The sequence below is a fragment of the Candidatus Desulfofervidus auxilii genome (genome assembly GCA_030262725.1).
GTDB lineage: Bacteria > Desulfobacterota > Desulfofervidia > Desulfofervidales > Desulfofervidaceae > JAJSZS01.
In genome coordinates, this window is sequence record JAJSZS010000005.1 from 18412 (window position 1) to 29728 (window position 11317).

11 protein-coding genes are annotated in these 11317 nt (G+C 29.8%); 8 read left to right on the forward strand and 3 right to left on the reverse strand.

From position 1 onward, the window contains the following. Positions 1-59: 59 nt before the first annotated feature. The 6 genes from LWW95_03925 (at position 60) to rimM (ending at position 3350) form a co-directional block, all read left to right on the forward strand. Complete coding sequence (locus LWW95_03925; GenBank protein ID MDL1956188.1) at positions 60-251, forward strand: hypothetical protein; 192 nt, start codon at positions 60-62, stop codon at positions 249-251. Positions 252-627: 376 nt separating this feature from the next. Further along, positions 628-894, forward strand: coding sequence for a hypothetical protein (locus LWW95_03930; GenBank protein ID MDL1956189.1), 267 nt, complete (start codon positions 628-630; stop codon positions 892-894). Positions 895-976: 82 nt separating this feature from the next. Beyond that, a complete protein-coding gene (gene ffh, locus LWW95_03935; GenBank protein ID MDL1956190.1) occupies positions 977-2317 on the forward strand; it encodes a signal recognition particle protein in 1341 nt (446 codons plus the stop codon). A gap of 21 nt (positions 2318-2338) precedes the next feature. Then, entirely contained in the window at positions 2339-2575 is a 237-nt protein-coding gene (gene rpsP / locus LWW95_03940) for a 30S ribosomal protein S16 (protein MDL1956191.1), read from the forward strand. Between the two features lie 15 nt (positions 2576-2590). Further along, the gene (locus tag LWW95_03945; protein ID MDL1956192.1) at positions 2591-2824 is read left to right on the forward strand and encodes a KH domain-containing protein; all 234 of its coding nucleotides are present in this window, start codon (positions 2591-2593) and stop codon (positions 2822-2824) included. Positions 2825-2828: 4 nt separating this feature from the next. Further along, complete coding sequence (gene rimM, locus LWW95_03950; protein ID MDL1956193.1) at positions 2829-3350, forward strand: ribosome maturation factor RimM; 522 nt, start codon at positions 2829-2831, stop codon at positions 3348-3350. Here rimM and LWW95_03955 read toward each other — a convergent pair. From LWW95_03955 to LWW95_03965, 3 genes are read right to left on the reverse strand one after another with little or no spacing between them, the layout of a single operon-like run. Continuing rightward, positions 3342-4271 carry a diguanylate cyclase gene (locus LWW95_03955; GenBank protein ID MDL1956194.1) on the reverse strand — a complete coding sequence of 310 codons (930 nt, stop codon included), beginning with the start codon at positions 4269-4271 and terminating at the stop codon, positions 3342-3344. The two genes, rimM and LWW95_03955, sit on opposite strands and share 9 nt — an antisense overlap. Next, positions 4268-5179, reverse strand: coding sequence for a diguanylate cyclase (locus tag LWW95_03960; protein ID MDL1956195.1), 912 nt, complete (start codon positions 5177-5179; stop codon positions 4268-4270). Before LWW95_03960 ends, LWW95_03955 begins: the two co-directional genes overlap by 4 nt. 9 nt (positions 5180-5188) lie before the next feature. Further along, positions 5189-8959: a PAS domain S-box protein gene (locus tag LWW95_03965; protein MDL1956196.1), complete on the reverse strand. Its 3771-nt coding sequence runs from the start codon at positions 8957-8959 to the stop codon at positions 5189-5191. A gap of 104 nt (positions 8960-9063) precedes the next feature. On the opposite strand from LWW95_03965, the gene LWW95_03970 reads away from it, so the two are divergent. Together LWW95_03970 and LWW95_03975 are read left to right on the forward strand one after the other, a co-directional pair. Further along, entirely contained in the window at positions 9064-9381 is a 318-nt protein-coding gene (locus tag LWW95_03970) for an Hpt domain-containing protein (GenBank protein MDL1956197.1), read from the forward strand. After that, positions 9378-11291 (forward strand): response regulator, encoded by a 1914-nt coding sequence (locus LWW95_03975; GenBank protein ID MDL1956198.1) that lies wholly within the window; start codon positions 9378-9380, stop codon positions 11289-11291. The genes LWW95_03970 and LWW95_03975 overlap by 4 nt, the downstream gene beginning before the upstream one ends. Positions 11292-11317: the final 26 nt, after the last annotated feature.

An 11317-nucleotide genomic window follows, 5' to 3' on the forward strand; every position in this document is an offset into this window, starting at 1 on the left:
TGTTAGAATAGTTTAAAACTTATAAGTTACTAATTTAATGTTAAAAGGGAGGTAAATATATGCCCATAGCTTTAAAGGAATTGATAAAGTTTGTTGAAAACCTTGGCTACAAGGTAATCTATCCGGAGAAATTAGAGGAAACCAGTTTAGTTGATGAACTGTTGGGGGAATTTGAGGGGGCGATTCCAGAGGATATGACAAGTACGGAGTACCTGAAAAAACTCAGGGAAAGCGGTTATGGCAAATATTAAGGTATTTTTGGATACGGATGTGATAATAAATTGGCTGTCCAAGGAGATAGACCCACTGGTTCTGAGCTTTGGAAGGCTCCTTATGAGATCCTTTTGATTCTATTTACTTTGCAATTTTTAGAAAAACAACAGATTACTTGATTTCCAGAGATAGGGTGTTATCAATCTTATAAACAAAGCCGAGAACAAACCTGTTGCCTTTACTCCAGAATCCTTTTTGGAAGAGATGCGGTTTTAGATATAAAAAAAGAATATACCCTATTTTTTTCTCTTTGGAAATTACACACTTTTTATTTTACACTGCCGGGCTAATAAAAAACTTGACAAATATGTATCATTATATTAAAAAATTTAAATTTAAAAGGGGGAAATTCAAATGGAGGTGCAGGATAAAGAACTAACAAAAGAGGAGATATGGGCTTTACTTAGCAAGGAAGAAAAGGAAATTATTGCTGGAGGCTGTCAAGTTTTACCTGATAAAGATTGGCTTTTGACAAGAATAGGACAAGCATTTCCAGCAGTAGGATTAGATCTTTATATTGTTAATGAACTATTTAAAAATTTGGGTAAATTAAGATTTCCTGAAGAAAGTAAGTGGTTAATAAGTTTTTATTATGATCAATTTTTTAATGGAAAAAAATAAATCTATTTCCATTCTTTAAATTCTTTTTATTTTTTAAGAGTTGCTAAAAATTTTAGATTGGGTAAAATAGCAAAAGAGGTGAATTATGTTTGAAAATTTAAGTGAAAAGCTTAATGCTATTTTTAAGAAATTAAAAGGGCATGGTCGGCTTACAGAAGAGCATATTAATCAAGCACTAAGAGAAGTTAAATTGGCATTACTTGAAGCAGATGTAAATTATAAAGTTGTAAAAGACTTTCTTAATCAGGTAAAGGAAAAGGCATTAGGACAGGAGGTGATGCAAAGTCTTACTCCAGCTCAACAGGTAATAAAGATTGTAAAAGATGAATTGACTACCTTAATGGGAGGCAGTGGAGTTGAATTAAATTTAAAAGGAATGCCTGCAATTATTATGCTTGTTGGTCTTCAAGGTTCAGGAAAAACAACAACTTGTGCTAAATTGGCAAAATTTCTTAAAGAAAAAAGAGGAAGAAGACCTTATTTAGTTTCTGCTGATGTTTATCGACCTGCTGCTATTGAGCAACTTAATAAATTAGGAGAACAAATAAGTATAGATGTTCATCCTATAGAAGATTCAAAAACTCCTTTAGATATCTGTTTAGATGCAGTGATAAAAGCAAGAAAAAAAGGCTATGATACGATTCTTATTGATACAGCAGGAAGGCTTCATATTGATGAAAAAATGATGGATGAATTAAAGCAACTTAAATCTCAAATTATGCCTCAAGAGATTTTACTTGTTGCTGATGCTATGACTGGTCAAGATGCGGTTAATATAGCAAAGAGTTTTAATGAAGCTTTGGATATTAGTGGTGTTATCTTAACAAAGATGGAGGGAGATGCTAGAGGAGGTGCAGCTCTTTCTATTAAAGCTGTAACACAAAAGCCAATTAAGTTTATTGGTGTAGGAGAAAAGCTAGATGCACTTGAAATTTTTTATCCGGATCGCATAGCATCTAGAATCCTTGGTATGGGAGATATTCTTTCATTTATTGAAAAAGCTCAAGAAACAATTGATTTAGAAAAAGCAAAAGAATTAGAAAAAAAATTAAGAAAAAGTGAATTTACTTTAGAGGACTTTCGCGAGCAATTACAGCGTATCCGCAAAATGGGTTCTTTAGAACAAATTTTAAGTATGTTACCTGGATTTAATCAATTAAAACAATTAAAAAACTTGCAAATAGATGAAAAAGAGCTAATAAAAATAGAAGCAATTATTAATTCTATGACTAAGGAAGAAAGACTTCATCCAGAAATTATTAATGGAAGCCGTAGAAGACGTATTGCCCGGGGCAGTGGTACTACTGTACAAGATGTAAATAGGCTCTTAAAACAATATGCTCAAACAAAAAAGATGATAAAAACCTTTACAAAAATGGGGAAAAAAGGTAAAAGACTAAATTTGATGAATTTTTTTTCTTAAGGGAGGTGAGAGGGAAGGCAGATGGCTGTAAGAATACGGTTATTGAGGATGGGAGCGAAAAAAAAGCCTTTTTATCGTATTGTAGCAGCAGATGCAAGATCACCAAGAGATGGTCGGTATTTAGAAATGCTTGGATTTTATAATCCACTAACAGACCCGCCGCAGGTAAAGATAGATAAGGAAAAGTTAGAAAAATGGTTGCGGCAAGGGGCTGAACTTACAGGAGCGGTAAAAGGTTTATTAAAAATGCTTAATTAAAAGTGGAGGTGCAAGATGCTTAAGGAATTAGTAGAATATATTGCTAAATCTCTAGTTGATAGACCTGATTCGGTAGAAGTAAAAGAAATTGTAGGAGAGCAAACTTCTGTAATTGAATTAAAAGTAGCAAAGGAAGATTTAGGGAAGGTAATAGGTAAACAAGGACGCACAGCCCGGGCAATACGTACAATTTTAAATGCAGCCTCTACAAAAGTAAAAAAGAGGGCTGTTTTAGAAATTATTGAATAATCCGATGAAGGAGGAATTTCTCCTCATCGGTAAAGTAGTTAATACTCATGGTATAAAAGGAGAAGTAAGAGTAATTCCTTATACAGAATCTGTAGATTCTTTTAGGGCCGCAAAGGAAGTTTATTTAAAGCAAAAAAGCGGCCCTTTTCAAAAATTTCATGTTGTTAGGGTAAGACCTCATAAAAATATTTATATTGTTGCTTTAGAAGGGATAAATCATATTAATAATGCAGAGGCTTTGATTGGGGCTGATATTTATCGAAAAAAATCTACTCTCCCTCCATTAACCTCTCCTGATGAATATTATTGGCATGAGGTAATTGGATTAGAAGTTCGGCTTATAACAGGTGAAAAAATAGGTAAAGTGAAACAAATTTTTAATGCTGGTAGCAATGATATTTTTGTTGTTTATAATAGACATAAGAAAAAAGAATATTTAATTCCATCTATTGAAGATGTTATAGAAAAATTCGATTGGGAAAAAAGGATTTTATGGATTAAACCTATAGATGGACTATTAGATTAATTCTTCATATACAACACAATTTCTTCCTTTTTCTTTTGCTTTATAAAGAGCATTATCAGCTGTTTTTATACTTTTTTCTATTAAGTTTTCCATTTTTATATCTAAAGAAGATTTAATACAAGTTACTCCAAGGCTTATACTGATATTTAATCTTTGATTGTCTATTTTGAAAACATTTTCACAAATGCATTTGCGTAAACGTTCACTTGCTTTTATTGCCTTTTCTTTATCAATTTTTGAAATTATTATTAAAAATTCTTCTCCCCCATATCTTCCAAGATGGTCATATGGTCTTAAATGTGATTTTAAACGTTTTGCTATCTCTATAAGTATTTTATCACCTATAAGATGACCATATTTATCATTAATTTTTTTAAAATGATCAATATCTGCCATAATTATGGCTAATGTATAATTTTCGCGTTTTGCACGGTGTATTTCCTCTTTTAATCTTTCTAAAATAGCCCTTCTATTTAAAATTCCTGTTAATCCATCTGTAATAGCAAGAAATTGAAGTTTTTGATTTATTTCTTTTAGTCTTTGTTCAAGGGCAATAATACGTAAGCCCACTTTAATACGAGAGAGGAGTTCTAAAGGTTCAAATGGTTTTGTCAAATAATCATCTGCTCCCGCCTCAAGACCTGTTATAATATCTTTTTTTTCTCCTTTGGCAGAAAGAAAGATAATATAAACATAGTGATTTAGATTTGATGCTCTTATTTTTTTACACAATTTTAGACCATCCATCTCAGGCATTATCCAATCAACAATAATTAAATAAATATTTTCTTTTTCCTTTTGAAATATTTCCCAACCTTTTTTCCCATTTTCCGCTAAAATAATTTTATAACCTTGTTTTTCAAGTGTTTTTTTTAAAATTAAACGAGAAATAGCATCATCCTCTACAACAAGAAATTTCATATTTCTTCCATTACTATTTTATTTTTTCCTCTTTCTTTCGCTTTTAAGAGGAAATTATCTGCATTTTTTATTATCTTTTGCAGTTCATCAGATGGATTTTTCACAAAATTTATTCCCATGCTTACTGTTAAATTTATTTTTTTATCACCTATTTTAAAAGATTTTTCAGAAATAGCTTTAAAAAATCTTTTAGCAATTTTATAAGCTAAATCTTTATCTCCCTTTTTTACATTTATTCCAATCAAAAATTCATCTCCTCCATACCTTCCTACAAGGTCATAAGGTCTAATATTGTTAATAATTCGATTTGTTGTTTCTATAAGTACTTTATCCCCTGCATCATGTCCAAACACATCATTAATCCTTTTAAAATTATCAATATCTAATAATATAACAGCAAAAGATTTTCCTTCTCGTTTGGCTCGATTTAATTCCTCTTTTAATCTTTTTAATATCCCTCGGCGATTTAGCACTCCAGTAAGTTCATCTGTTAAAGATAAGCTTTCTAAACGTTTTTGCATTTCTCTTAATTGTTTATCAACTTCAACAATTCTTGCCCCTGTTTTTATACGGGAGAGTAGTTCATGAGGGTCAAAAGGTTTAGTAACATAATCGTCTGCACCTGCATCAAAAGCTTTTATAGCATCTTCCCTTTTTTCTTTCACTGTAAGAAAAAGAATATAAACATAGCGAGAAATTTTTGCTTCTCTAATTTTTTTACAAAGTTCTAAACCATCTATCTCTGGCATGAGCCAGTCAATTATAGCCATATTGATTTTTTCCTTTTGAAATATTTCCCATGCTTCTTTACCATTTTTTGCACAAAATATTTTATAGCCTTCTCTTTTTAAAAGATTTTCTAAAATTAATTGTGTAATTTCATCATCTTCAGCAATTAATACATTCATTTTGACTTTCTAATGAAGAAAATTTTTAAAAAGATTTTCAATTATTTCAAAAAGTTTTTGTATTTTTATAGGTTTTGAAATATATGCATCCATACCAGCAGCAAGACATTCTTTTTTATCCTCTTCAAAGGCATGAGCAGTTAGGGCAATGATAGGAAGATGCTTTCCTGTGATTTTTTCCCTTTCTCTAATTGCTCTTGTAGCAGAAAGTCCATCCATTTTAGGCATCTGAATATCCATTAACACTAAATCAAAATCCTCTTTTTCTGTTATTTCAACTGCTTCTTTTCCATTATTAGCTACAGTTACTTGCCAACCTTGTTTTTCTAAAATTTTCACTATTAATTTTTGATTTACAGGATTATCTTCAGCAACGAGAATTCTTAATGGTATATTATTAAGTTTGCTTTTAATTATTTTTTTTGGTGTTTCTGTTTTCTCTCCAGAAATTGCCTCAATAATAACATTATATAATTTTGATTGTCTAATAGGTTTTATAATATAATGTGAAATGCCAAGTTCCTTTGCTTTTTTCCTTCCTTCTATACTTTCAGTAGAGGTCATAATGATAATAGGTGTTTTTTTGTAGGATTCCATTTTTTTTATTCTTTCTGCTACTTCAATACCACTTATATCTGGCATCCTTTCATCCAAAATAATGAGCTCAAAAGGTTTTTCTTTGATAGCTTCTGCTAGTTTATCTAAAGCAGAAAAGCCATCTTCTGCCTCATCAAATTCCATTCCCCAAGATTCCAATGTTTCTCTTAAAATAAATCGATTTATAGGATTATCGTCTACAATTAAAACTTTAAGTCCTTGAATATCTTTTGGAATTGTTTCTTCTTTTTCTCCCTTTGTTAGACCAAAACATGCTGTAAAATAAAAAGTACTTCCTTTACCTACTTCACTTTCTACCCAAATTTTTCCTCCCATCATCTCTATTAGTTTTTTAGATATAGCAAGTCCTAAACCTGTTCCACCATATTTACGTGTAATAGAAGTTTCTGCTTGGGTAAAACTTTCAAATATTCTTTCTTGTTTTTCCTTTGGTATACCAATACCAGTATCTGAAATACTAAATTGAAGTATTACTTTATCTTTTTCCTCTTTAATTTTCTTCACTTCAACAACAATATGACCTTTTTCTGTAAATTTAATGGCATTGCCAATGAGATTTACAAGAACTTGACACAACCTTATATCATCTCCTATTACATAATTAGGTGTATCCTTTTTTATATGACAAAGTAATTCAAGCCTCTTTCTTTGTGCTCTTTCAGCTAAAGCAACAACAATAGATTCTACTGTCTCTCTTAATTTAAAAGGTTTCTTTTCAAGTTCAAGTTTACCAGATTCTATTTTTGAAAAATCAAGAATATCATTTATTATATTAAGGAGATTGTCAGCAGAAATCTTTAACATCTCTATATATTCTCTTTGTTCTTTTGTAAGTGGTGTATCCATAAGAAGTTCTGTCATACCAATAATAGCATTCATAGGTGTTCTAATTTCATGACTCATATTAGCTAAAAATTCACTTTTTGCCTTACTCGCTTTTTCTGCTGTCTGCTTTGCCTTAACCAATTCTGTCACATCTACCATATTTAAAAGAACTCCTTCATATTTTCCTTCTCGATAAATAGGTTGAATCCTTAAAATTACTTCTTTATCTTTAAAACGACGCTGAATAGTAACAGGAGGAGAATGTAATCTTGTTCTAAAATTAAAGATAATTTCTCTTATATGAGTATATGCCTTTTTTGAATGTAATTCTTCAAGTGTTTTACCAATAATATTATGAGCTGATGTTCCCATAAATTTGCAAAAAAATTCATTTACTTCAGTTATTCTATTCCTCTTATCAGCAAAAACCACACCTTCTTCCATGCCCTTTAGCATTGCCTTAAACTTAGCCATCTCTTGACGCATTTCATCTTCTACTTTTTTTAATTCTTCAATAGGCTTTCCTTCTATAACACCACCAATAACTTTTCCTTCCCTATCTAAAAGAGGAGCAGTATTTGTTAAAGTTGAATAAGATTTACCATCTTTGCTAAATCCTATTATTTCAAACTCTGTTCTCTTTCCTTCTAATGCAAGAAAAACTGCATCTTTTATAATTGCCATAGTTTCTTCACTAGGTGTAAACCAAGCTGTTTCCCAAACAGGAAGACCAATAACTTCTTCCTGTCTTAATTTACCTATTTGTAAGGCAGTTTTATTAACAAAAATAAATTTACCTTCTTTATCAAAAATACCTGCAAAATTACTCATAGAATTTAAAAGATATAAATATTTACTAAGTTCTTCTTCTTTTTTCTTTAAATCAGTAATTATTACTCCTTCTACTACTACTCCTTTAACTTTTTCTCTTTCATACATAGGAGTAATGGTCAATAAGCTCGGTATAGAACTTCCATCTTTAGAAACCACTGGCGTTTCAAAACGAATGGTTTTTCCTTCTCTAAGTACTTCTTTTACCGCTTTCTCTACTTTTTTTCTTATTTCTGGAACAAACCATCCTGTTTCCCAAAAAGGTTTTCCTAAAAAATCCTTTTCTTCAAATTTAAGCCATTCAATAACTTTTTTATTAGCAAATTGAATTTTTCCTTCTTTATCTAAGATTCCAGCAAAATTTGACATGGCATTTATAAGTTCATAACTAACTTGAACCTTTTCTTGTATTTTCTTAATTTCTGTGATATCTTCTGCTTCTGCAATTAAGTATTCAACTTCTCCCTTTTCATCAAAAACAGGAATCAAAGTAAATTGGATGGTAATGAAACCATTCTTTGTCCAAATCTTTTCTTCTGAGATGACAGTATTTCCTAAAGCTACTTTATTAATATATTGATTAATTTTTTCTTGAAGCTTTTTATCATAATTCCAAAAATGAATTTCAGAAAAATGTTTTCCTATAAGCTCCTTTGATTTATAACCCATTGCCTCAGCAGCAGTTTTATTGATCATAAGAATATTTCCATTTTTATCAAGCTTTGCTACAAAAGAGAAAAGACTATCAATAAATCGACGCAAATCCTCCTTTGCCTTTTCAACTTCTCTATACAATTTCTTTTGTTCTGTAATATCTCTCATAATTGTTTGAATAGCAGGTCTCCTATTATAGGTTATTTTAGAAGAAACAAGTTGTAACTCTTTTATTTCCCCTTCTTTTGGCTTAAATTTATACTCTTGTAATCCAATCTTCTCTCCTTTTATTACTTTTTGAATATTTTTTAATGCTCTTTCCCTTTCTTCAGGAAGTATAAACTCAGAAATATCTCTGCCAAGGATTTTTTCTTTAGAAAGATTTAACATTTTTGTTAAGGCATCATTAACAAAAACAAATTTACCATCTTGAACAATAACAATAGCATCTTGCGAGCTTTCACTAAGCTGTTTATATTTTTCTTCTGATTCTTTTTGTTTTGTAATATCTCTTAAAAATATAGTTACATTAAAAACTTTACCATCTTTCTTATTTGGGAAGATAGTAATCCTAGCCCAAAAAGTTGAACCATCTTTTTTTAGTATTTGAATTTCCTCTGTTAATTCTTCTTTAAACCCTCTTTGAATGAGCTCTTTAATCTTCTCTTGTTTCTCTGATATAAAACAATCAAATATAGATTTTCCAATTAGTTTTTTTCTATCTTTTAAATCATAACCTAATATTTTAAGAATAGATGGGTTTAAATATTCAATTTTATTTTCTTTATTCAAAAGAACTATTCCATGAATGGCATTTTCTATCACAGAGCTAAGTATAAAGTCTCTTTGCATAATTCAACCCTTAAGGATGTATTTTACATAAAATCGACATTAAAAATGATTTTGTTCGGAAGATAACCGAACATAAAAGAGCATTTAACCGAATTAAAAGATGTATGGAAATAAAGAAAAAAGCAAAAGATTTAGGTTTAGATGAAAATGAATTTTTTGAATTAGTAAAAATTTTTTTAGAAGTTAGTATTTCTGATTTAAATAAATTACAATCTGCTTTTATTAAAAAAGATGTAAAACAAGTAGTTGAAGCAGCACATTCTATAAAGGGTGCAGCTAGCAATCTTGAATTTCAGGATATTTATGAAATTGCAAAGGGAATAGAGAAGAATGCACTTAAGAACAAATTAAAGGGAATAGAAAAAGCAATTCAATTAATAAAAGAAAAATTAAATTTGATAGCAAAGGAATTAGCCATATGAAGAAAATATTAGTAGTAGACAATCATCCTCTTATTTTACAATTTATGGTTAATTTACTTAAAAAAAGAGGATATGAAGTTTTAACAGTCTTAGATGGTCTTTCTGCTTTAGATATTCTAAAGGATTATATTCCCGATGTTATATTTATTGATTTAGTTATGCCAAATATTGATGGAAAAAGATTATGCCAAATTATTCGAAAAAATCCTGATTTGAGAAATACATATATTATTATTCTTTCCAGTATTGTTGCTGAAGAAGGGATAAATCTAGCAGAATTTGGGGCAGATGCATGTATTGCTAAAGGACCTTTAAAGAAAATGGCAGAGAATATTCTTGCTATTTTAGATAAAATAGAAAAGAAAGAACTTGAAAAATCCCCAGAAGTCTTAGGAATTGAAGGTATCATTCCACGAGAGATTACGAAAGAATTACTTTGGGTTAAAAAGCATTTTGAAATTATCTTAAGTAGCATGTCTGAGGGTATTTTAGAAATCACACCAACAGGAAGAATAGTTTATGCTAACCCCTTTGCCCTTTCTTTAATTTGTAAAACAGAAGAAGAATTATTAGGTTTAGATTTTATATCTTTATTTGCTCAAGAAGATCGTCAAAGAATTAAAAGTTTACTTGAAGTAGCATCTATTGCCCCTCAAAAAATAAGTGAAGAAAATCCAGTAATATTAAATAGTAAACAAATTATTTTAACATTTTTACCAGTTAAAGATGAGGAACATAATAGTATTATTGTCATTTTAGTTGATGTTACTGAGAAAAAGCAAATGGAAGCTAGACTTCTTCAAGCTCAAAAAATGGAGGCTATAGGCACATTAGCAGGTGGTATTGCGCATGATTTTAATAATTTGCTTATGGGTATACAAGGACATATTTCTCTTATGCTTATGAAAATGGATGCATCTCATTGTTATTTTAAACATTTAAAAGCAATAGAAAATATGGTGAAAAGAGGGGCTGAGCTTACTAAACAGCTTTTAGGATTTGCTAGAAAGGGTAAATATGAAGTTAAATCTATTAATTTAAATGAAATAATTGAGAACTGTTTAGAAATGTTTGGACAGGTTAGAAAAGAAATAAATATTCACAAAAATTTTCAAAAAGATATTTGGCTAGTGGAAGCAGACCGCTCTCAAATGGAACAAGTATTTTTAAATTTATTTGTTAATGCTGCAGATGCTATGCCAAAAGGAGGGGAATTATATGTTGAAACAAAAAATATTGTATTTAACGATTCTTTTAAAACAAGACCAGGGGATTATGTAAAAATTTCGATTACAGATACTGGTATAGGTATGGATGAGGCAACTCAACAAAGGATATTTGAGCCTTTTTTTACTACTAAAGAGAGAGGGAGGGGAACAGGACTTGGTCTTGCCAGTGTTTATGGAATCATAAAAAATCATGAAGGTTTTATTACTGTTTATAGTAAGAAAGGGAAAGGAACAACGTTTAACATTTATCTGCCAGCCTCAAAAAAAGGGATACAAAAAGAGAAGACTTCTTCTAAAGAAATATTAAAAGGTAATGAGACTATTTTAATTATAGATGATGAGGAAGAAATTCTTAAAGTTACTGCAGAAATGTTAAAGAGCTTGGGATATAAAGTAATAATGGCAAATGATGGTAAAGAAGCTATAGAAATTTATCAAAAAAACAAAAAAGATATTCAGTTGGTAATTTTAGATATAATTATGCCAGGAATGAATGGCAAAGAGATTTATGAAACATTAAGAACAATTAATCCAAAAATAAAAGTAATTATTTCAAGCGGGTATAGTTTTAATAATCAAATAAATGAAATTTTAAAACAAGAATGCGCTGCTTTTATCCAAAAACCTTTTAGTTTAAAAGAATTATCACAAATAATTAGAAAAGTTTTGGATAAAAAATGAATAATTTTTGAAAAAGAAGAGTCTTT